The organism is Roseicyclus persicicus (assembly GCF_012395815.1).
In the GTDB taxonomy this organism is placed as follows: Bacteria; Pseudomonadota; Alphaproteobacteria; order Rhodobacterales; family Rhodobacteraceae; genus Roseicyclus; species Roseicyclus persicicus.
On record NZ_JAAZQQ010000001.1, the window covers coordinates 576867 to 599028 of the forward strand.

Below are 22162 nucleotides of genomic sequence, written 5' to 3' on the forward strand. Positions count from 1 at the left end.
GCATAACTCGACGTCATGACCCGTTCCACCCCCGTCCAGGCCCCGCTGCGCATCCCCTCCGCCTCCAAGCGCGAGACGCGGACGCAGTTCGCCGCGCTGCCCTTCCGCGCTAAGAAGAAGGACGGGGCGGAATTCCTGCTGATCTCGTCCCTCGACACCGGGCGCTGGATCATCCCCAAGGGCTGGCCGATGGACGGGATGCGCCCCGCCGAGGCCGCCGCCGAGGAAGCCTGGGAAGAGGCCGGCATCCGCGGCCGTGTCTACGACGAGGTGCTGGGCCTCTATTCCTACGCCAAGTGGCTGGACGAGGAACTGTCGATCCCCTGCATCGTGCTGGTCTTCGCGCTGGAGGTCTCGCATTTCGACGAGGCGTTTCCCGAGGCCGGCCAGCGCAAGCGCAAGTGGATGAGCCGCAAGAAGGCCGCCGCCCGGGTCGAGGAACCCGAGCTGAAACAGATCATCGAGCGGTTCGACCCCGACCGCCTGCGCTGACGGGGCGGCTTGAACCCGCCGCAGGCTCGCATAGATTTGCCCGACCATGATCCGCTACGCGCTGAAATGTTCCGAGGGCCACGGCTTCGACAGCTGGTTCCAGTCGGCCGACGCCTATGAGGCGCTGGCGGCCCGCGGTCTCGTGTCCTGCGCCGTCTGCGGCGGGACCGAGGTGGCCAAGGCGCTGATGGCCCCCCGCGTCGCCGCGGCCGAGGACGCGCCCGCGCCCGCCCCGGTCGAGAAACCCCTGTCGCAGCCGGCCCACCCGGCCGAGCCGATGCTGCGCGCGATGCGCGAACACCTCGCCAAGAACTCCACCTATGTCGGCGGCCGCTTCGCCACCGAGGCGCGCGCCATGCACCTGGGCGACGCCGAGACGCGCATGATCCACGGCGAGGCCCGCCCCGAGGAGGCCCGCGCCCTGATCGAGGAAGGCATCCCCATCGCGCCGCTGCCGTTCCTGCCGCCCGACAAGGCCAACTAGAAGCCGCCCGCCGGCACCACCCCCATCGCCCTGAGCTCGGCCGCCTCGCGCGCGTCGCGCTGCGCCTCCAGTGCCTGCACCGCCCGCGCGATGTGCCGGGCGATCTCGGCGTCCGGCACGCCCGCCGCCCGCATCTCGGCCACCCGCCGCTTGCCCGCCGGCGTCAGCGGCTGCACGAAGAGGAGCCCGTCGAGCGCGTCGTAGGGCACCGCCGCCGCCCGCTCCAGCGCCGCCATGCGCGCGGCGAACCCGGGTGTGTCGCGCAGCGCCCCGAGGCGCGCCCGGTGCCAGTCGATGCTGGCCCGTAGCAGCCGCTTCAGTTCCGCGTCCTGCAGCCAGTCGTCCACGAGCGCGGCCACCGCGGGCGACCAGCGCGACAGCTGCGGCAGGGCCTCCTCGTTGCGGTCGAACACGGCGAAATAGGTCGCGTCGTACTTGTCGGGCTTGAGGTTCACGTTGCCCCGGTCGCCGCGCAACAGGTAGGCCTCGCGGCTCTGCACCGCGAAATGGGCGATCTCGGCCAGCCCGTAGCCCGCCGTCGCCGCCGAGCAGCGCCAGCCGTCCTGCAGGAAGGAGGGCGGCATCGGCACGCCCGAGCCGTTCACCCATCGCCGCGCCATCAGGGCCGCCATGCGGCCCTCGTCGCGCTTCGCCCCCTTGATGGTCGGCCGGTGGATGCCGAGCTTCTGGTGCGGGAACGGGCGGAACAGCGTCTTGACCCCCCAGCCGCGCCGGAACCCCTCGGGCGCGCCGCGGGTGAACTGGTCGAGCAGGGGCGCGGCGGACCAGTCCGCGATGCCGTTCGATCCCATCGTCCGCCACGGGATCGCCACGCCCTCGGTGCCGTCGGGGCAGGCCGCCAGCAGGGCCGGCAGCGTCCCGTCGCCCGCCTTCACGTGCAGGAACTCGTCGGCATCCAGCACGATCATCCAGCCGGTGTCGGCCACGCCCGGCGTCCTGTCGGCGAGGCCCAGGGCATGGGGCTGCGGCTTGCGCCCCGGCGGAACGTCGTTCGGCAGGTGCCGGCACAGCCCCATCGCGGCCAGCCGGTCCAGCATCGCGTCGGTCCCGTCGCGGCAGTCGTTGGTCCAGATCCAGACCGTATCGACGCCGATCAGCCGGTGATAGGCCAGCCACTCCAGCAGCCGCGGTCCCTCGTCCTTCATCATCGAGACGAGGCTGTGGCGCCCCTTGGCCATCAGTAGTTCACGTAATGGCTCTGGATGACGGGCTTCGGCGCGCCGTCGCGGGGCGTCTTGCGCACCACGTAGAACAGGAACTGCGGCGCGCTGTAGCGGTGTTCGGCGCCGCGCGGCATGTTGGTCGGGTCGGGGATCTTGCGGGGCCGTTCGGTGCCCTTGCGGGTCATCGTCCAGCAGCCCAGCACCTCGTAGCCCAGGGAATGATGCCAGAAGCGCCACGGCACGTCCGGCCCGATCTGGTAGAAGCCGTGGCCGAACCAGCCGTCGGTGCCGACGCAGGACACGAAGATGCCGCCGTCCTCCAGCATGGCGTCGATGTTGCGGAAGCTCTGGGCGATGTCGAAGACATGCTCGGTGGTGCCGCCGTCGTAGATCAGGTCGAAGCGGCCCGTCAGGTCCTCGCCCACGGGCTGGGACAGGTCGTGGACATACTCCGCCCCGTCGATCGGCGAGAAGTCGAGGCTTTCCAGCTTCGGCCAGCCGATGGTGTTCAGGTAGGTCTCGCAGAACCCGTCTTCCTGGAACAGGTCCTCGGGCGTCGCCGTGATGCCCAGCCGCGCCAGCTTCTTGATCAGGCGGTCGGTCCAGCCGGGCGGGTTGAAGTGCATCTTCTGGCGGCCCAGCATGATGCCCTTGCGGCAGTCCTTCACCATCGGCGCGAGATAGGCCAGCTGCAGCGCGATGTTGATGCTGATCCCCATGGCTATCCTCCTGAGCGGCGCGGGACGGCCACCGCGGGCCGGACGGCCGTCGTCGCATGGGCGAGCCTGGTCATGTCGCGCGCGCCCCGGTCAGCCGGGGCCGGCGCCGGCCGGGATGTCGTCGTCGGGTTCGGACACGTCGAAGATGCGCCGGATCCGCTTCACCCCCACCATCGCCTTCAGGGCATTGTAGCCGTCCTGCGCCAGCCCGGCCTCGTCCAGCACCTCCCATTTGCGGTAATGCACCGCCGTGATCGGCTTGTGGCGGGGGAAGGGCTTGCCGCGCAGGCGGCCGCCGAGGATGAAGTGGTCGTTCTCCTTCAGCTCGTTCCACCCCAGCCCCGCCCGCCGGATCGCCACAGGCAGGCTCATCTGGTCGAGGTAGGGCCGCCGGAAGGGCTCGAGTTTCTCCACCCGGTCTAGCGCCTGCGCCGTCTCCATCCAGGCCGAGGGGAAGCCGCTGTCCTCGGGGAACATCACGAAGCCCGACGAGAAATAGGGCACCATCGGCCGCCGCCGGTCGCGCATCAGGGTGATCCGCTCCTCGGGCACCGGCAGGCCGAAGGCGCCGTAGACCGTTTCCCACAGGTCGTCCGGCTTCCACAGGATCGAGGCCGCCGCCGAGCAGGTCACATGCCCGGGCCTGAGCAGCCGCCCGATGTCGTGGGGCTGCAGCACCAGGATGTCGCTGTCCATGAAGCCCGCCCAGGCCGTCTCGCGCGGCTGCTGGCAGGCGATGATCTTGTTGCCGTGCGGGTAGGGCGGGTCGAACACCCCCTCGGTCTGCATCGGCCGGACCTCGCAGCCCATCCGGCGCAGCGTCTCGACGGCGGCCGGGTCCAGCTCGTCCATGCGGTGGGCGGGGCAGTAGCCCACCAGCGTGATCCCCGGGTCGAGGTGCTGGCGGATCGAGGCGGCCAGGTAGCACGACAGGTACTGGTAGGTCGGCGGCTCGACGACGAAGAACAGGGTCAGCGAGGGGGCCATGACCGCGCCCCCTCAGTCCGTTTCCAGCGCCGCGGCGGGGTCGATCCCCACCTCCTGGCACATGCGCCAGGCGTAGGAGTTCTCCAGCGGCGGGTTCTTGCGCCACCACGGCTTGGTGCCGTTGGTGTAGAGGTGCACGGACACGGTGGCGTCGGTGAACCAGCCCTCCACGCGGCCGTGCGGGTCGTAGAAGATGTCGTTCAGCTGGAAGGGAACGGGGTAGATCACGTCGGGGGTCATGGCGCGCTCGTAGTCGCCGGTCTGCTGCGCGAAATACGTGAAGGCCTGCGGGCCGAAGGCGGTGCGCTCGGTGCGGTAGATCTTGACCGCGTGGGGCGCATCCTTCTGTTTTTCCATCTTCTTCCGCTGCTGCTTGTTCCACCAGGGCGGCGCGTCGGGGAGGTTGTCGTAGTAGTCGAGCAGGCGGTCCATCAGCTCGCACTGTTGCGGGAGGCCGACGACGCCGCAGTTCAGCGCGCCGCGCATCCCGTGGCCGGCGAAGATCCACTCCCACTCGTCGGGAAAGGGCTTGTGGCAGAAGGCGTCGCAGTCGATCCAGATCGCGCCGGTGGCGCGTATCATCTTGTAACGAAAGACATTCGACAGGAAGGAGGCGGAGGTTTCCTCGACGATGTCCATGGGGATGTCCATGATCTCGGAGGCTTTCCGCACCTCGACGCCCTCGGGGGCGTTCTGCACGTCATCGGTGCAGTAGAGCGTCACGGGGTGGCCGTGCCGCAGGTGGGATTTCAGGCACAACTGGTTGAGATACTGGAGCTTTTCCCCGATCCAGAGGGAGGCCACGGGCCTGCGATTGCGTTCCACCTTGGGTACCTCGTGAAGCTGCTCATGTCGCGCGTTCTGGGGCGCTGTTGCGCAAGTTGTCGCCTGTTTCGGGGGGCAAGGCAAAGGGTTTCCGGGAGAGGCCCGGGGGGTGTTGCGGGGGTGCACGGGCGGCCGGGGCGGGGGGCACGGGGCGTACACCGGGCGTACACAGGGCGTACATACGCGGTTTGGGTGGGGTCGGGGCGGGGATGTTGGGTGAGGGCGCGGTCAGGCGCCCATGCAGCCTAGTGCGATACGGCCTTTCGTCTAAGCTGACATTTCGCTTTGGTCATCTTGGAGACTGGCCGCAAACGGCAAATCACCCGTGCATATATGTTGTCCTATCAATTCGGTATTGTCTACAATGGGCTACTGCACTACCAACATTGGCTTGAATCAGAAACCATATTATCTAGCTAGGAGTGTTAGTGCCTTCGATGCGGTTGCCCACATGAAGCATGAAGCATGGAAACTTAGATGATGATGAAGAGTCAGGTGTGTGTAATTCTAGCTATACTTAGTCGTCAATACGAGTCTGGATTTCAAACGGACGTCACCTTGCACCTCCTTGGGTCATGGTCTAGCGTTCGGAAATTCAGCTCATTGATGCTAATTTAATTTGAAGGAGTAGTAATTTGTTTAATAGAATCCACAAAGAGATTGTGGAAAATTTGTTGAGTTCTATTACGCTTTCAATGGGGGGCGACGGTGCTGAGCATTCTTTCCTCTTTGGGCCTCCCGGTGCTCGGCTCTGGGAAAGAAGGCTGGGAGTAACGATCTATTATCACTCTGTTGAGCTGAACCTCACTGCGTTACAGGTCAGAAGTGTTGGCGCAAATTATTTGAGAGCCCTCCCCCTCGACGAAATATGCTCCAACTTGAAGCATTTCATTAGCGAAAACTTTGACTATATTGGAGATGTGGTATTCGGAAATAGAGATCAGCGACCTTTCAATGAATGGATACCCGAAGCGAACAAAGCTGCGTTGGCGGCCGCTCTAGCTGCGTGCCATCTCTTTAAGCCAAGATCCGAGCTAACTGTTTTTCCACTTGTGCCAGTTTCGGTGGGGTCTAGTTTTGTGTCCGATCAGTATTTCTTTTCGTCACCACATGAAGAGAACCCATTTTTTCTTGAAGACCAGCAGCAAATGCGTGAACTTGACCCCCGCGTTTTTCCTCCTCAGCTCGGGTTCGCGGGGAAAGTTCGCAGGCCTGGGGCTTGGTTAGGAGTATACTCTCCGGACTACCGGGCCTCTCTGAAGACCCGTTCATCGGTCTTGGGAGCCTTGGCATTAACGGCATTGCCAGACTATAGGCACATGTTCTCGGGCAGAGAACTGTTCGGCGGTAGATGCACGATATCCAAGAATGGACTCACGTATTCATTTGAAAAGGTACATACGCCACCGTGTATGCACGATATCGAAATTACTGATATTGATGCGGGTTGGATGAAGACGCTTTCTGATAAGCTGCGATCGCCAGACAGCGAGGTGTTGCGGGAGCTGAAAGCATTAGAGTACTTCTATCGTGCTTGGTCGCTTTCGCCTGAGGAGCGCTTCCCTATTCTTTGCATGTCACTTGATGCGGTGCTCGGGGACTCAAACAACGCTACCCAAGCCGTAATTGATGGTGTTAATTCTATACTTGGCAATGATATTCCTCAAGGGCAGTTGCGAGCATTACTTGGGTTACGCGCATCAGTTATTCATGGAGGTGCACCAGACGTATACGACTCGAGCAAATATCCAAAATACTACAAGCAGTATGGATGTGATCCGATCCGAGATCTTGAACTAGTCGTTAGTGCGTGCTTGAGGGAAAAAATCTTCGGAGGTCAGTTAGCCGAACACCCCGACCCCAACGCTGAGATAATAAAAGCTGCACAGGACGCTGGAAGGTTGCCTCCCACGACCAGGAGTGTGTCGATATTCAATCCAAAAGCCTAGCTAACTTTGGATCCTGCGTAATTTATTGGCCTTGGAAAAGGAAGTGGCCGACGTCATGTTCGTTGTTTTTTTTTGACGAACCATGCTGCCTCCTCACACCACCTGCCCCCCCAGATCCACCCCCGCCGGCACGCCCGTCACCTCCACAATCCCGAGCCCCAGCCGCAGCCGCCAGACCCCGCCGCCGCGCGCCGTGACCTCCGGCGGGGCGGGCCAGCCCGACAGGTCGTAGACCTGCCCCGCATCCCAGCCCCGGATCACGCAGACCCCGCCCCAGGCGATGCGGAACCGCTTGGCGCCGGGCGCGGCGTCGATCTCGGTCACGCCGGTGCCCACGATCACCTCGTGGTCGCCGGGCCCCAGCGTGACAAGGTTCCGCCCCGGCCCCGGGTCGACGGTGGAGGCGCCCTCGCCGTCGTGGATCACGTCGTTGCCGTGCCCGCCCCGGATCAGGTTGCGCCCGGTGTAGCCGTAGATCACGTCGTCGCCGGTGCCGCCGTCGAGCGTGTCGCGCCCCGGGCCGCCGTGGAGCGTGTCGTTGCCGGCCTCGCCGTAGAACTCGTGGCGGCGGTTGGCCTGCTTGGCCTTGGCGATCATCAGGTCGTTGCCCGCGCCGCCCCGGAACACCGCGCCGCCGTGTTTCGGGCCGATCATCACGTCGTCGCCGTGGGAGCCGGTCAGGTCGATCTCGACGCGCTCGGAGGTCTCGAACTCGATCGGGCTGTCGGGGTGGGCGACGATGCGGATCGTCTTGCCGGTCTGGCCGTCGGCCTCGGACCGGCTGACCACGGTGGCGATGCGGATCTTTTCCACGTTGGCGGGGCAGTGCAGGACGTAGTCGTCGGGGCCGGCCATGTACCACAGGGTGTCGGTGCCGCCGTCGCGGTCCTCGACGATCTTCTCGGCGTCGGCGCCGTAGGCCCAGTAGTCGTTGTCGCCGCGCCCACCGGCGAGGATGACGGAGCCGTCGACGGCCATCATCGCGTTGACGCCATCGGCGGGGTTCTCGTGGCCGCGGAGGTCGAGGCCGAGGTTGAGGGCGCCCTTGACCAGTTCCGCGCGGAGGGTGTCGAGGGGGGCGGTGGCGGCGATGTTGGTGGTCTCGCCGGGGTCGGCGACGAGGTCGTAGACGTGTTCCTCGCCGTTGGGGTAGCGGAAGTAGCGCAGGTGCTCGAGGCCCGGGGTGGAGGGGCGGACGGAGAGGGTGCCGAAGACGCAGGTGACGGGGGACCATTGCCGGTCGTAGGCGCCGAAGGAGGGGTCGATGAGCGGCAGGAGGGATTGGCCCGAGGTCCAGTCGGGGCGCGGGGGGAGGCCCGCCAGGTCCATGATCGTGCGGGGGATGTTGTGGAGGGAGACGGGGGTGGCGATTTCCGTGCCGGCGGTCATGGCGGGGTGGCGGATGCCCAGCGGGATGTGGGCGGCGCTGTCCCATTGCGACATCTTGTGGAAGCTGTCGTGGGTGCCGAGGTTGAAGCCGTTGTCGGAGAAGAAGATCGTGGTGGTGTGGGGCCCGAGGGGGGAGGCGTCGAGGGCGTCGAGGAAGCGGCCGAGCTCGTGGTCCATGTGAGAGATGGCGGCGAAATAGGCGCGGACGACCTGCCGCCAGGCCTCGTCGCCGGCCTTTTCGGGGGTCCACTGGCCGTTGGCGATGTAGGCGGCCTCGTAGACGGCAAAGCCGGGCTGGGGGCCATGGTAGTCGTCGGCGTGGGCGATGGAGGGCCAGCGGATCTGCGCGGGGTCGTATTGCGCGTAGAAGCGGTCGGGCGTGATCAGGTTGTAGTGCGGGTGCTTGAAGCCGAGCTGGATCAGGTGGCGGCGATTGGGGTCGGCGCGGCCGAGGAAGTCGATGGCGTTCTGGGCGACCTGGAAGTCGTAGAAGCGGTCGTCCTGTGACCCGTCGTCGTCGGGGTGGTTCACCCCTTTGATGCCCGGGCCGCGGTCCAGGTAGGTCTTGACGCCCGAGCGCCGGCCGTTGTCGTCGGCGGCGGGTTCCTCGTGGAACAGGATGCGGCGGTAGGCCTCGGGCATCGGCTGGTAGTTACTGTCCACCTTGCCGGTGGTGAAGGTGTGCCAGCCGGCGCGGCGGAGGTCGTACTGCCACGCCTTTTCCGGCCGGTAGACGTCGCGCCAGAAGCGGTTGAGGTCGACGAGGCCGGAGCGGAACGGGCTGATGCCGGTGGCGATCTCGGCGCGGCAGGGGGCGCAGAGCGGCACGGTGGCGTAGGCGTTGGTGAAGCGCGCGGCGCGGGCCATGAAGCGGTCGAGGTTCGGCGTCCGGATGCGCAGGCCGAAGGCGTCGCGCCAGGTGTAGACGTCGATCAGGTCGTCGACCCAGATCACGCAGAGGTGCCCGCCCGCCACGCTGTCGCGGGTGAAGCCCATCAGGCGAACTCCGTCCAGACGCGGTAGCGCCGGAGCGCGAGGATGGGCGCGCGGTCGGCCTCGGCGTCGGACAGGAGCAGGGCCCGCCCCGGCCAGAGCCAGACATCGGCGATGAGCGCGCCGCCCAGCGTCTTGAGGAGCTTGGGGCGCTGGTTGCGGCAGCCGAAAAAGAGGCTCGCCGCCCCCGACAGCACCGGGGCCCGCGCGGTGGCCGCGGCCTCCGCCCCGCCGGGCAGGGCGACGGCCAGCCGCGTGCCGTCGAGCGACACCACCACCAGCCGCGACTGGTCGCCCGCTGGGGCAGGCAGGGTGGCCTCGACCAGGCCCTGGTCGTCCTTGACGGTGATGCGGCCCTCGGCCTCGGACAGGAACAGGTAGTTCTCGTCCTCGCCCTTCTTGACCGCGCCGCCGGTGTTGAGGGTCAGGACGGTCCGGGCCTCCTCGCCCCAGGACGGCAGGTAGCGGACGGCGAGCGTGACGGTGCGGGCGTCCTGCACCACGGTTTCCGCGACGAGGCCGCAATGCAGACCGTCGCGGCATTGCAGCCCGGCGAGGTCGCCGGCCGCGGCGATGCGGGCGTTGCCGGTGTTGGGCGCGGTCGGAACGGCGGTGACGGGGCCGAGGCGCGGCGCCCAGCCGGTCACCGCGCCGGCGTGGTCGGCGGTCAGGCCCGCGCCGGTCCACCAGTGCGCGCCGGTCACCTCGAGCGTCTCGGCGAGGAGGTCGTCGGGCCGGTCGCAGAGCGCGCCGGGGGGCAGGGGCTGGGGCAGCTCAAGCATGGCGGCCTCCGGGGAGGGCGACGGAGGCGCCGGCGGTCAGCGGTCGGGGCAGGTCCGGCAGGGCGGCGGCCCGGGACGGGCCGGCGGCGCGGAGGCCCCGGCGGTGGCGGGGCGCGGCGGCGGCACCGGAGGGATGGCGCAGCTCAAGCATGGCGGCCCTCGCGGACGGGGAGGATCGCGGGCAGTGCCCGGCGGTGCAGCTTGGCGCCCGTGGCGCTGTCCATCGCCCAGTCGTCGCGGAGCGCGCCGGGGGTGCCCGCGGCATAGGCGAGGCGCAGGCCCGCGGCCCGCGCCGTCACCCGGACCAGCAGCGCCTGCGGGTCGTCGGGGGCGATCTCGACCGCCTCGACCCGGTTCCCCTCCGCGCCGAGGAGGGTGAAGCCCGAGGAGGCGCCCGCCTCCAGCCCCAGCGGCCCCTCGGCCTGCGCCGTCACCCGGATCACCGGCGCGTCCCCCGGCTCCCATTCCGCGAGGAACAGGGTCGGGCAGCGCCAGCCCGCGCCCTCGGCCAGCGCGGCCGCCGTCATCTCGGCCATCTGCCGCCGCGCCTCGGGCGTCGGCCGGTCGTAGGCGTCGCGGGCGAAGCCGTAGGAGGGCGCGGCGAAGATCAGCCGGTGGTCGCCATGGTTCCAGGCCAGTTCCCACTGCCCCTCGATCACCGCCGCCGCCGTCTCGGGCGCCAGCCCCGCCTCGAAGCGCGCCACGAACAGCGGGCGGTCGAAGCCAAGGCGTCCGAGCCCGTCCTCGACCGCGCGCATCGTGGCCAGCATCCCGTCGCGGTAGGCAATGGCGTCGCCGGTCACGTGTTCCAGCGCGTAGTCGAGGCAGACGGCGAGGATCCGGGCCCGCTTGCCCATGCGGGCGGCGGCGGCCCCGAGGTTGCCGGCCGCCGCGATCAGGTTGGCCACCGCCATGCCGCGCGCAAGGTCGGCCGCGCTGGCCGAGGCGTCGGTTTCCACGCGAGTGAAGATCAGCGGCAGGGGCGCGAATTTCTCCATCTGCCAGTGCAGGATGACCTCGGCGACCTGCGCCTCGAGCGGGCATTCGCGCAGGGGCTCCAGCCTGTCGGTCGCGGGTGCGGCCTCGATCCCCGCCATGCCGACCGCGCCGATGTCATCGGCGGGGCCGACGACATGGTGCGGAAAGGCCGGCGCGCCGGGCGTGGCCAGCGCCGCCCGCGGCCCGCCGAGGCCGAGAATGCCCAGCACCGCCCCCGGCCCGTCGCCCAGCACCGCGCCGCCGGTGACGTGCCGGCGGAACCCGCGCACGCCCTGCGCGCCGGGCATCCGCGCGGTGAAGCGGAGCCAGTCGCCCTCCCGCGTCACGCCCCAGGCGTCGAGGCCGTCGAGCGCGTCGAGCGCGTCGGCCGCGTCGACCGGCGCGGTCGCGGTCGGCGGCGGGGGTGCGGGGGGGGCGGCGGGGCGCGGGTCGGCGGGGGACTGGCCCAGCCGCAGCGCGATGTCAGCGATCACCTGGTCGGACAGCCGCATCACCAGCCCGGTGGGGTCGTAGCGGATCACGTCGCCATTGGCCGCGCGCACCACGACGCCGTGGCCGGCGATGCGCGTGTCGTCCCTGTCAGGTCTGTCGGCCACTGGCCCCTCCGATTGCTCGCCGCGCCCCGAGGTTAGGGCAGGGCGCGGGCGGCGTCACCCGTCCTTGCGGTCGAATTGCAGGCTGCCCGAGCCCTCGCGCTCGGCGTCCTCGGCAAAGCCGAGGTCGGCCAGCACCGGCGCGTAGGCGGCGCGCAGGGCCCCGGCCTCGGCCCTGGTGGCAAAGGGCAGGATCACGCGGCGCACCGGCCCGAGCTCGAGGGCGGCCAGCGCCGCGGGCGGCAGGTCGTCGGCACGGGACAGGCGCAGCGCGTCGGGGCGGACCTGCGCGATCAGCGCGGCGGGCGGCCCGTCGGACCAGCCGAGCCGCGGCCCGGCCCCGAGGCCGGCGCGGCGCGCGATGTCGCGCCCGAGCCCCAGCAGCGCGGCGCGGCCGTCCTGCACCAGCGCGCTGGTGCCGGCCTCGACCTGCACCAGCCGCATGGCGACGAAGCCGATGCCGGCGCCGATGTCGAGCAGCCGCGTGCAGCCCGCGGCGTAGCCCGCGATGTTGCGGGCGTGGCGGCGTTCGAAGCGGCCGGCGACGATGGCGTTCAGCACCTCGGGGCGGAACACGCGCGGGTCGGCGGGGACGGGCAGCTCGTGGTTCGGCACCCAGTCGCAGGCGAGGTCGCCCGACAGGTCGATGGGGCCGTCGACATAGGGGTCGCCGCCCGCCTCCTCCGCGGCGCGGGGCGCCTTGTCGGCGCGGCCCTGTGCCTTCTTCTCGACCTCGGTCATCAGGGCCGCGATCTTTTCGGGGTCGCGGGCCTTGGGCGGTTTCGCCTCGACCTTGGTGATCGGCACCTTGGACGCCTCGATCAGCCCGTCGCGCAGCGCGCGGTAGGCGTCGGTGTCGCGGAACTGGGCCAGCCGCGCCTCGACCCGCTCCAGCGCGGCGTGGTGGAGGCGGTTGAGCACCGGGTCGGTCAGCAGCTCGGCCATGATGCGGGCGCGGGCGGGGGCGTGGCGCAGGATCGACCGGTCCTCGACCTCGTTGCGGTCCTGCAGGGACCAGTAGTCGGCGTTGTACTTGTCGGCCTTGTTGTTCACGTTGCCGCGGAACTTGCGCACGGCGTAGCTGTCGATGGATTTCACCGCGTAGTGGTTCATCTGCGCCCAGTCGTAGCCGACCGTGCGCCGGATCGACCGCCACCCGCGGAACTTGAAGTAGTCCTCCATCGGCTGGCCCGAGCCGTTCAGCCACTGCACCTCGTCGGGGAAGCCCGTTTCCAGCCACTTGTTCTTGATCGAGGGGCGGTGGATGCCGAGCTTCCAGTGGTCGGGGTCGAATTTGAACAGCGTCTTGACCCCCCAGCCCTTGTTCCACAGGGGCGGCGCGGCGCGGGTGTACTGTTCCGTCACCGGGGCGCGGGACCAGTCGATCACCCCGCCCGAGCCGAAGATGCGCCAGGTGATGACGACACCGTTCGCGCCACGGGCCACCGTGTCGTCGAGCATCCCCTCGAGATTGCCGGAGGGGTGGTTGATGCACAGGAACTCGTCGGCGTCGAACACCAGCACCCAGTCGGCGGCGCCGACCAGGGGCTCGGCCTGGGCATGGGCCAGCGCCGAGGGCTGCGGCTTGATCCCCTCGGGGATCACGTTGCGGCGGTGGTAGCCGAGGCCCAGCTCCTCGAGCCGGATCAGCATGTCGTCGGTGCCGTCCGAGCAGTCGTTGGTGTAGACGAGGATGTCGGTGAAGCCGACGGCAAGGTGGTGGGCGAACCATTCCAGCAGGAACGGCGCCTCGTCCTTCATCATCGACACGGCCATGACCGTGCCGTGCTTCGACTGCGGCTTGAGGTGCTGCATGCCCCGACCTGGCCTCTTGTAGGTGGACCTTCGGGGCGGGTCATACCACGTCGCGGGCGGGCGTCCAAACGAAAGACCGGCGCGGGGGCCGCGCCGGTCCGTGGGGCGTGTCGGGGTGGCTCAGGCGGTGCGCATCGCGGCGCCGCGGCTGGCGCGGAAGTGGCGGCGGTGCAGGAAGATCACCAGCGCCACGGCGACGGCCTGGAAGGCCAGCGCGACGGCGGTCAGGGCCCAGTAGGCGGTGCCGAACTTCTCGATCAGGCCGGCGCCGACGAGGCCGGTGTTGATCCAGAACTGGGTCAGGACCGACAGGGCGACGGGCGGGCAGACCAGCGCGTAGTTGCCGGGGCTGATCGCCTCGCCGGTGAGGAAGCGGCGCACGTAGCCGGTGGCGGCCAGCACGGTCAGGCCGAACAGGGCGAAGATCACCTCGACCGACAGGAGCCGGGTCAGGAGCATCATCTTTTCCGCGCCGTCCATGTGGACGCCGAAGCTGACCTCGAGGCCATGGGCCTGGCGCAGCATCAGGATGCCGAGGATGGTGGTGATCGGGACGACCATCATCAGCGTCGGGGCCTGTTCCGCGGCGACGCCGTTTTCCATGATCGAGCGCAGGCCGAGCACGAGGCCCACCAGCACGATCAGGGCGGCGGCGACGAGGAAGAAGCTGGAGAGAACGAGGGAGATGCCGGCGACGGTGGCGTTCGCGCTCATCGCCGCGGGGGCCGACAGGCCGACGCCGGTCATCGCCAGGGCGAAGGCGGGCAGCATCTGGGCGAAGGAGTTGTTCTTGGCGCAGTCGAAGCCGCCCGAGGCGGTGACGCGGGCGATGAACTGCCCGAGCTGGCGGAAGGCGAGGACGCCCACGGCGAGGAAGGCGACCATCGCCAGCGGGAACAGGTATTCGACGACCGACCAGAGGCCGGGGACGAAGACGAGGCCGAGGATGAAGCCGCCGTTGATCGACATCGCCAGCGCCAGCGGCAGGGCCATCATCTGGGTCTGGGCGTTGGAGGCGGCCAGCGCCTGCGCCTTTTCGGTGGCCCGGAAGGCCGACAGCTTGCGCAGGTTCCAGACCAGGAGCGACAGGTTCAGCGCGCCGAACACGGCGATGCCCGCCAGCGCCACGGCGATGGCGAGGGTGCGCCCGGTGTGGCCGGTGGCCAGCGCGGCGGCGATGTCCTCGAACACCGGGACGGTGCGGCCGGGGTGGGGCACCCAGAACATGAGGTACATGAAGAAGGTGACGGACAGGCCGCCGGCGCCCACGGAGGCGAGGAAGTAGAGCGGCGACCAGGTGTCGGCGGGGCGTTTCAGGATGTTGGACATGGCATGGGTCTCCTTGACTGGAGACCGGTCTAGGCCGGGCGGGCGGGGCCTGTCGGTGACTTTGTTACCGGCGTCAACGACCTGCGACAAAGGGGGCGTTTTCCTGCAGGAAAACGCGGGGGAAACCGCGCGGTTTCCGGCGCCGGGGGCGTTACAGCAGGCTGTCGGGCATCTTCTGTTCGGCGGCCGTGTTGGCGCGGCGGAACACCAGCGTGACCAGCGTCGACACGATCACGATGAACAGCGAGTAGAGCGCGGGCACCGCCATGTAGCTCTGCGCCTCGTCGCCGGCGAAGGTGAAGGCGATGATGGCGATGGCGAGCGGCCCGTTCTGGATCCCGGTTTCCAGCGCCACGGTGCGGGCGTTGCGCGGGTGCAGCCTCAGCGCGCGGGCGAAGCCGTAGCCGATGATCATGCCGAACAGGCCCAGCCCGATCGCCGCCACGTAGGTCGCGGGCGTCGTCGTCAGCAGGAACTGCCAGTTGCGGGGCACCCAGCTGATCATGATGAACAGGATGAAGAACAGCGCCAGCGCCGAGCCCATCACCTCGGTCACCGCGCCGACGTTCGCGTTCAGCTTGCGCAGCCCCATCCCGATCGCCACCGGCACCAGCAGCAGGACCAGCGTGATGATGATGTTCTCGCGCGGGATCTCGAGCTCGAGCGCGGTGGCGTAGATCACCAGGATGATCGGGATCAGGATGACGCCCGTCACCGTGGAGGTCACCGTCATCAGCACCGACAGCGCCAGGTTGCCCTTGGAGAAGTAGGTGAAGATGTTCGAGGTGGTCCCGCCCGGCATGCAGGCCATGATCAGCACCCCCACCGCGATCGCCTGCGGCAGCGGCAGCAGCGTGATCAGCAGGAAGCCGAGGAACGGCATGATCCCGTATTGTGCGACCACGCCGATCATCAGCCCGTAGGGCCGTTTCAGCGCCAGCCAGAAGTCGCGCGGCGTCAGCGACGCGCCCATGCCCAGCATGATGACGAAGATCATGAGCGCCAGAAGCGCCTGCTCAAATGCCCCGACCATTCAGCCTACTCCGCCGCCATCTGCGCCAGCGCCTCGGCGCGCAGGTCTTTTCTCAGGATCTTGCCGACGTTCGATTTCGGCAGCTCGTCACGGAACTCCACCCGCTTGGGCACCTTGTAGCCAGTGAGGTGCTCCTTGCAGTAGCTGCGCAGCGCCTCGGCGGTCAGGCCGGGGTCGGATTTCACGACATAGGCCTTCACCGCCTCGCCGGTTCCCTCGTCGGGCACGCCGATCACGGCGCATTCCAGCACGCCGGGGTGGGCGGCCAGCACGTCCTCGACCTCGTTGGGGTAGACGTTGAAGCCGGAGACGACGACCATGTCCTTCTTGCGGTCGACGATGCGGACATAGCCGTCGGGGTCCATCACGCCGATGTCGCCGGTCAGGAACCAGTCGCCCAGCATGACCTTGGCGGTCTCGTCGGGGCGTTTCCAGTAGCCGGCCATGATCTGCGGGCCGCGGGCGGCCAGCTCGCCGGGTTCACCCTGCGGCACGGGGGTGCCGTCTGCGCCGAGGCAGGCGATCTCGGTCGAGGGCACCGGCACGCCGATCGACCCCTCGCGGGTCTTGCCGAGCGGGTTGAAGGTCAGCACCGGCGAGGTCTCGGTCAGCCCGTAGCCCTGCAGGACCGGCCGGCCGGTCATCGCCTCCCAGCGCTGGGCGACGGAGGTCTGCAGCGCCATGCCGCCGGCGCTGGCGAATTTCAGGTGCCGGGGCGGCGTGTCCTGGAACCAGACCTCGTTCATCAGCCCGTTGAACAGCGTGTTCACCCCGCTCATCCAGGTGATGCGGTAGTTCTCGAAGGCGCGTTTCAGGTTGGTCAGCGGCCGCGGGTTCGGGATCAGGATGTTGCGCGCGCCGAGCCAGTAGAACCCCAAGAGGTTCACCGTGAAGGCGAAGATGTGGTAGAGCGGCAGGGCCGTCAGGGCGATTTCCTTGCCCTTCTCCACGCCCTCGATCAGCTCCATGGTCTGTTCCATGTTGAGGATCAGGTTGGCGTGGGTCAGCATCGCACCCTTGGACACGCCGGTGGTGCCGCCGGTGTATTGCAGCACCGCCACATCGTCGCCGGTGACGCCCTGGTGGTAGCCGTCGACCTCGACCCGGCCCTCGGCGACATGCGCCCGCCCGGCGGCCAGCGCGTCGGGCAGGCGGACATGGGCGAGCTGGATCGGCGCGACCGAGCGGTCCCAGTATTTCTGCACCAGCCCCACGATGCCCCGCGGCATCGCCGGAAGGAACTCGGCCACGCGGGTCACGATGATGTTGGGGATCGGGTGGCCCGCCGTCGCCGCCGGGATCTTGTCGGCGAACATGTCGACGATGATCAGCGCGTGGGGTTCGGAATCGGCGAACTGCCGCGCCATCTCGTCGGCGGTGTAGAGCGGGTTGACGTTGACCAGCACGCAGCCCGCCTTGAGCACCCCGAAGGCCGCGACGGGAAAGGACAGGCAGTTCGGCATCTGCACCGCCACGCGGTCGCCCTGCTTGAGCCCCGCCACCTCGCGGAGATAGGCCGCCAGCGCGTCCGACATCTCGTCGACCTGGGCGAATGTCAGCGTGCCGTTCATCCCGTTCGGCAGCACGCAGGTAAAGGCCGGCGCGCGCCCGTAGGTTTCGGCGACCGACCGGATCAGGTCCGGCAGGTTGCGATAGGCCGGGGCCGCGATCTCGGCGCGCGCCCCCGCCCGGTAGAAGGCCGTCCAGGGCCGTTCCGGATGCTCCATGAGCCTCCCCCTCATGTCACTCCACTGGGGTCGGACGCTAGCGCAACTCGGTTTCGCTTGGAACGGAAAAGCGATTGGACGTTGCGTCAGCGCAAGGCGGCTTCGATAGGACGATCCTATCCGCCCGCTCAGCTGCCCCGATAGGTCGAATAGCCGTAGGGCGAGAGCAGCAGCGGCACGTGGTAATGGTCGACCTCGGCCATGCCGAAGCGGATCGGCACCTCGTCGAGAAAGACCGGCTCCTTGCCGGCCTGGCCGGTCCGGCGCAGGTAGTCGCCGGCGTGGAACACCAGCTCGTAGGTGCCGGTCTGGAACGCCTCGTGCGGCAGGATCGGCGAATCCGTCCGGCCGTCGGTGTTGGTCAGCATCTCGGCGATCTTGCGGTGCGACTTGCCGGTGACCCGGTAGAGCGTGATCTTGAGCCCCTCGGCCGGGCAGCCGCGGGCCGTGTCGAGGACATGGGTGGTCAGAAAACCGGGCATCGGGCATCTCCTGTCAGCGCGCCGACCCTCGGGCAAGCCGCACCCCCTTGCAACCCCCCCCGCGCTTGGCCAAGCCTGACCCCCGTGACCCGAGGAGGCCCCGACGATGCAGCGTTACCCCCGCGACATGACCGGCTACGGCGCCAATCCCCCCGACCCCCGCTGGCCGGGCGGGGCGCGGATCGCCGTCCAGATCGTGCTGAACTACGAGGAGGGGGGCGAGAACAACATCCTGCACGGTGATGCCGCGTCCGAGGCCTTCCTGTCCGAGATCACGGGCGCGCAGCCCTGGCCGGGGCAGCGGCACTGGAACATGGAATCGATCTACGAGTACGGCGCGCGGGCGGGGTTCTGGCGGTTGCACCGGATGCTGTCGGGCCTGCCCGTCACCGTCTACGGCGTGGCGACGGCACTGGCCCGCGCGCCCGAGCAGGTCGCCGCGATGCAGGCCGCCGGGTGGGAGATCGCGTCGCACGGGCTGAAATGGGTCGAACACCGCGACATGCCCGAGGCCGAGGAGCGCGCGCAGATCGCCGAGGCCATCCGCCTGCACACCGAGGTGACGGGCGAGGCCCCGCGCGGCTGGTACACCGGGCGCTGTTCCATGAACACGGTGCGGCTGGTGGCCGAGACGGGCCAGTTCGCCTATGTCGCGGACGAATACGCCGACGATCTGCCCTACTGGCGCCGCGTGGGCGACCGCGACCAGCTGATCGTGCCCTACACGCTCGACGTGAACGACATGCGCTTCGCCATCCAGGCGGGCTATGCCGAGGGCGCGCAGTTCGCGCGCTACATCACCGACAGCTTCGACTGCCTCTATGCCGAGGGTGCGGCGGGCCGGCCCGCGATGCTCTCCATCGGCCTGCACTGTCGCCTCGCCGGCCGCCCGGGCCGGGCGCAGGCGCTGCAACGCGCGCTGGCCCACATGGCGGGCCACGAGGGCGTCTGGTTCGCCACCCGCCTGCAGATTGCCGAGCACTGGGCCGCGACCCACCCCGCGCCGACCCGCCCGCGCCCCTCCGGGATGGACCGCGCCGCCTTCGTCGCGGCCTTCGGCGGCATCTTCGAACACTCGCCGTGGATCGCCGAACGCGCCCATGCGCTGGAACTCGGCCCCACCCACGACACCGCCCGGGGCGTCCACTCCGCGCTCGCCCGCGTGTTCCGCAGCGCGACCGAGGCCGAGCGGCTGGGCGTCCTCAACGCCCACCCCGACCTCGCCGGGAAACTGGCGGCGGCGAAACGCCTGACCCCCGAAAGCACCGCCGAACAGGCCAGCGCCGGCCTCGACGCGCTGACCGACGCGGAACGGGCGGAGTTCACGGCCCTCAACACCGCCTACACGGAAAAATTCGGCTTCCCCTTCATCATCGCCGTGCGCGACAACACCAAGGCCACGATCCTCGCCGCCTTCCGCCGCCGCCTGCACCAGGACCGCGCCGCGGAATTCGCCGAGGCCTGCCGACAGGTCGAACGCATCGCCGAGTTGCGCCTGATGGAGAAGCTGGGATGAGCCGCGTGATCCTGATCGAACCCCTCACCGCCGCCGCCTTCGCCCCCTTCGGCGAGGTGCTGGAGACGGCCGGCGACCCCGACCGCCTGATCAACCAGGGCCTCTGCGGCCGCTGGCACGACCGCGCGACGCTCGACATCCTCGACGGCCGCGCCGGGATCAGCCTGTTCCGCTCGGAAACCCGCGCGCTGCCCTACCGGCTCGACATGGTCGAACGCCACCCGCAGGGCAGCCAGGCCTTCCTGCCGATGTCGCACGACCCGTTCCTCGTGATCGTCGCCCCCGATGCGGGCGGCACCCCCGGCACGCCGCGCGCCTTCCGCACCGCGCCGGGGCAGGGCATCAACATCGCCCGCAACTGCTGGCACGGGGTGCTGACGCCGCTGCACGCCCCGGGCCTCTTCGCCGTGATCGACCGGATCGGCGAGGGCCCGAACCTCCAGGAACACTGGTTCGACACGCCCTACACGGTGCAGGACGGCTGAGGCCCGCGCCCCCCTTCATCTTTCCCCAAATACGCCCTTCGGGAGCGACCTTTCCACAGGCACGACGCCCGTCAGGGGCACCACCGCACCCGCGCCGCAAGGCGCGGGTGCCGGGCCCAAGAGGCAAGGGCGCGCGTCAGCGCGGCCCGCGCCCGCGGGAGCGCCCCCTTGCGGTCAGAGCGGCACGACCGTGGCCAGTCCCCGCGCCAGCGCCGTCTCGACGATGGCGTCGGCGACCGCGAGATCCTGCAAGCCAACGCCCGTCCCGTCGAACAGCGTGATCTCCTCGGCCGAGGACCGGCCGGGGTGCGCGCCGTTGATGACCGCGCCGATGGGCGTCACGTCGCCCGCGCCGATCAGCCCGGCGGCGACCGCGTGCTGCGCCTCGCCGATCGACACCGACTGCGCGACCTCGTCGCAGAACACCGTGGCCTTGCCCAGCAGCGCCGCCTCGACCTCCTGCTTGCCCTTGGTGTCGGTGCCCATGCAGGCCAGGTGCGTGCCGGGCGACACATGCGCCGCCATCAGCGACGGCGCGAAGGACGAGGTGATGGTGACGATCACGTCCGCCTCGGCCAGGCCGGGCAGGTCCACCGCCTGGAAGGGCACGCCCATCTCCTCGGCCACGGCGGCGAGGCCGGGCAGCATCTCGGGGTGGTAGTTCCAGCCGATCACCTTCTCGAAGGCGTGGGTCTCCAAGGCGGCACGCAGCTGGAACTTGGCCTGGTGGCCCGCGCCGACCATGCCCAGCACCTTCGCATCCGCCCGCGCCAGGTGCCGGATCGACACCGAGGACGCCGCCGCGGTACGCAGCGCGGTCAGGAGGTTGCCCCCCACCATCGCCTTGACCCGCCCCGAATCCGGGTCGAACAGGAACACCGTCGACTGGTGGTTGATGAGGCCGCGCCGTTCCAGGTTGTGCGGCCAGTAGCCGCCGGCCTTGAGGCCCAGCACGCCGCCGGCGCGGTCGAAGCCGCCCTTGAAGCCGTAGAGCGCGTCCTCGTGCCCCAGCGCCTCGCGCACCACGGGGAAGTTGTAGGCGTCGCCGGCCGCCATGGCGGCGAACACCTTCTCCACCGCGTCGAAGGACGCCTTGCGGGTCAGCAGGTCGGCGATCATCCCCTCGGGGACGATCGCCAGTTCATGGGCGGGTGCCTTGCCGCCGTCCATCAGTAGGCCTTGCCGCGGGCCGAGACCGGCCAGACCACCTCGACCTTGCCGCCGCGCACGCCGACGTACCAGTCATGCACGTTGCAGGTCGGGTCGCAGTGGCCGGGGACCAGCCGCAGCTTGTCGTTGACCTTGAGCACGCCCTCGGGGTCGGCGACGACGCCGTGCTCATCCGAGCACTTGACGTATTTCACGTCCGTGCGGCCGAAGATCACCGGCAGGCCGGAGTCGACCGACTGCGCCTTGAGGCCCGCGTCCACGATGGCCTTGTCGGCCTTGGCGTGGGACATGACCGAGGTCAGGATGAACAGCGCGTTTTCCCATTCGCCCTGGTCGATGCGCTTGCCGTCCTTGTCGAGGATGCGGCCGTAGTCGGCATCCATGAAGGCGTAGGAGCCGCACTGCAGCTCGTTGTACACGCCCGAGGTCGACTCGAAGTAGTAGGAGCCGGTGCCGCCGCCGCCGACGATGTCGCACTCGATGCCCTCGGCCTTCAGCGTGTCGACGGCGTCCTTCACCATGGCGACCGCGACGTCGATCTTGGCCTTGCGGTCCTCGTAGCTGTCCATGTGCTGCATCGCGCCCTGGTAGGCCTGGATGCCGGCGAACTTGAGGCCCGGGGCGGCCTCGATGGCCTTGGCGATCTCGACCACGGCGGGGGTGGTGGTCACGCCGCAGCGGCCCGCGCCGCAGTCGATTTCCACGAGGCATTCGATCTGGGTGCCGTGCTTCACCGCCGCCGCCGACAGGTCGGCCACGTTGGCGAGGTCATCGACGCAGCAGATGGTGCGCGCGCCGAGTTTCGGCATCCGGGCCAGGCGGTCGATCTTGGCGGGTTCGCGGACCTGGTTCGAAACCAGCACGTCCTTGATGCCGCCGCGGGCGAAGACCTCGGCCTCGGAGACCTTCTGGCAGCAGACGCCGCAGGCGCCGCCGAGTTCCACCTGGAGCTTGGCCACGTCGACCGACTTGTGCATCTTGCCGTGCACCCGGTGGCGCATCCCGTGCGCCTTGGCGTAGTCGCCCATCTTCTTGATGTTGCGCTCCAGCGCGTCGAGGTCGAGGATCAGGCAGGGGGTCTGGATCTCGCCCTCGGGCATGCCGGGCAGGGCGGGGATGTCGTAGCCGACTTCCAGGGTTTCGATGTCGATGACGTCTTTCATGGGTCTCACTCCCGTTCGGATTTGGTCCCGGGCCAAGGCCCGGTCT

19 protein-coding genes are annotated in these 22162 nt (G+C 68.9%); 5 read left to right on the forward strand and 14 right to left on the reverse strand.

Translation table 11 applies throughout. The features are described from left to right. Positions 1-15: 15 nt before the first annotated feature. Both HCU73_RS03025 and HCU73_RS03030 read left to right on the forward strand, forming a co-directional pair. Positions 16-492, forward strand: a complete 477-nt coding sequence (locus HCU73_RS03025) for an NUDIX hydrolase (RefSeq protein ID WP_168621912.1) — start codon at positions 16-18, stop codon at positions 490-492. Positions 493-538: 46 nt separating this feature from the next. After that, entirely contained in the window at positions 539-976 is a 438-nt protein-coding gene (locus HCU73_RS03030) for a DUF1178 family protein (protein ID WP_168621913.1), read from the forward strand. On the opposite strand, the gene HCU73_RS03035 is transcribed toward HCU73_RS03030, so the two are convergent. From HCU73_RS03035 to HCU73_RS03050, 4 genes are all read right to left on the reverse strand, one after another. Next, a complete protein-coding gene (locus tag HCU73_RS03035; protein WP_168621914.1) occupies positions 973-2175 on the reverse strand; it encodes a glycosyltransferase family 2 protein in 1203 nt (400 codons plus the stop codon). The genes HCU73_RS03030 and HCU73_RS03035 overlap by 4 nt on opposite strands. Further along, a complete protein-coding gene (locus HCU73_RS03040; RefSeq protein ID WP_168621915.1) occupies positions 2175-2879 on the reverse strand; it encodes a class I SAM-dependent methyltransferase in 705 nt (234 codons plus the stop codon). Before HCU73_RS03040 ends, HCU73_RS03035 begins: the two co-directional genes overlap by 1 nt. 90 nt (positions 2880-2969) lie before the next feature. Continuing rightward, a complete protein-coding gene (locus tag HCU73_RS03045) occupies positions 2970-3866 on the reverse strand; it encodes a hypothetical protein (protein ID WP_168621916.1) in 897 nt (298 codons plus the stop codon). Between the two features lie 12 nt (positions 3867-3878). Next, positions 3879-4670, reverse strand: a complete 792-nt coding sequence (locus tag HCU73_RS03050) for a hypothetical protein (protein ID WP_338051964.1) — start codon at positions 4668-4670, stop codon at positions 3879-3881. 656 nt (positions 4671-5326) lie between these two features. Between HCU73_RS03050 and HCU73_RS03055 the strand changes: the two genes are divergently transcribed. Then, a complete protein-coding gene (locus HCU73_RS03055; protein WP_168621918.1) occupies positions 5327-6640 on the forward strand; it encodes a hypothetical protein in 1314 nt (437 codons plus the stop codon). A gap of 93 nt (positions 6641-6733) precedes the next feature. Here HCU73_RS03055 and HCU73_RS03060 read toward each other — a convergent pair whose 3' ends face one another. The 8 genes from HCU73_RS03060 to uraH all read right to left on the reverse strand — a co-directional run bounded on the left by HCU73_RS03060 (position 6734) and on the right by uraH (position 17782). After that, on the reverse strand, positions 6734-9025 hold the full coding sequence (locus HCU73_RS03060; protein WP_168621919.1) for a sulfatase-like hydrolase/transferase: 2292 nt from the start codon (positions 9023-9025) through the stop codon (positions 6734-6736). Beyond that, positions 9025-9804 carry a hypothetical protein gene (locus HCU73_RS03065; RefSeq protein WP_168621920.1) on the reverse strand — a complete coding sequence of 260 codons (780 nt, stop codon included), beginning with the start codon at positions 9802-9804 and terminating at the stop codon, positions 9025-9027. The genes HCU73_RS03060 and HCU73_RS03065 overlap by 1 nt, the downstream gene beginning before the upstream one ends. Before the next feature lie 143 nt (positions 9805-9947). After that, complete coding sequence (locus HCU73_RS03070; RefSeq protein ID WP_168621921.1) at positions 9948-11399, reverse strand: hypothetical protein; 1452 nt, start codon at positions 11397-11399, stop codon at positions 9948-9950. 54 nt (positions 11400-11453) lie between these two features. Beyond that, complete coding sequence (locus HCU73_RS03075) at positions 11454-13211, reverse strand: glycosyltransferase family 2 protein (protein ID WP_239025426.1); 1758 nt, start codon at positions 13209-13211, stop codon at positions 11454-11456. 120 nt (positions 13212-13331) lie between these two features. After that, positions 13332-14540, reverse strand: coding sequence for a TsoY family (seleno)protein (locus HCU73_RS03080; RefSeq protein ID WP_168621922.1), 1209 nt, complete (start codon positions 14538-14540; stop codon positions 13332-13334). A 151-nt stretch (positions 14541-14691) separates the two neighbouring features. Continuing rightward, positions 14692-15573, reverse strand: coding sequence for a bile acid:sodium symporter family protein (locus tag HCU73_RS03085; protein WP_168621923.1), 882 nt, complete (start codon positions 15571-15573; stop codon positions 14692-14694). A 5-nt stretch (positions 15574-15578) separates the two neighbouring features. After that, positions 15579-17300, reverse strand: a complete 1722-nt coding sequence (locus HCU73_RS03090; protein WP_168621924.1) for an AMP-binding protein — start codon at positions 17298-17300, stop codon at positions 15579-15581. Between the two features lie 128 nt (positions 17301-17428). Further along, positions 17429-17782, reverse strand: a complete 354-nt coding sequence (gene uraH / locus HCU73_RS03095; protein ID WP_168621925.1) for a hydroxyisourate hydrolase — start codon at positions 17780-17782, stop codon at positions 17429-17431. Between the two features lie 106 nt (positions 17783-17888). On the opposite strand from uraH, the gene puuE reads away from it, so the two are divergent. Together puuE and HCU73_RS03105 are read left to right on the forward strand one after the other, a co-directional pair. Further along, on the forward strand, positions 17889-19298 hold the full coding sequence (puuE, locus tag HCU73_RS03100; RefSeq protein WP_168621926.1) for an allantoinase PuuE: 1410 nt from the start codon (positions 17889-17891) through the stop codon (positions 19296-19298). Next, the gene (locus HCU73_RS03105) at positions 19295-19783 is read left to right on the forward strand and encodes an ureidoglycolate lyase (protein ID WP_168621927.1); all 489 of its coding nucleotides are present in this window, start codon (positions 19295-19297) and stop codon (positions 19781-19783) included. The genes puuE and HCU73_RS03105 overlap by 4 nt, the downstream gene beginning before the upstream one ends. A 174-nt stretch (positions 19784-19957) precedes the next feature. On the opposite strand, the gene bhcD is transcribed toward HCU73_RS03105, so the two are convergent. Both bhcD and bhcC read right to left on the reverse strand, forming a co-directional pair. After that, positions 19958-20923 carry an iminosuccinate reductase BhcD gene (bhcD, locus tag HCU73_RS03110; protein ID WP_168622355.1) on the reverse strand — a complete coding sequence of 322 codons (966 nt, stop codon included), beginning with the start codon at positions 20921-20923 and terminating at the stop codon, positions 19958-19960. 29 nt (positions 20924-20952) lie between these two features. Further along, on the reverse strand, positions 20953-22116 hold the full coding sequence (bhcC, locus tag HCU73_RS03115) for a 3-hydroxy-D-aspartate aldolase BhcC (protein WP_168621928.1): 1164 nt from the start codon (positions 22114-22116) through the stop codon (positions 20953-20955). Positions 22117-22162: the final 46 nt, after the last annotated feature.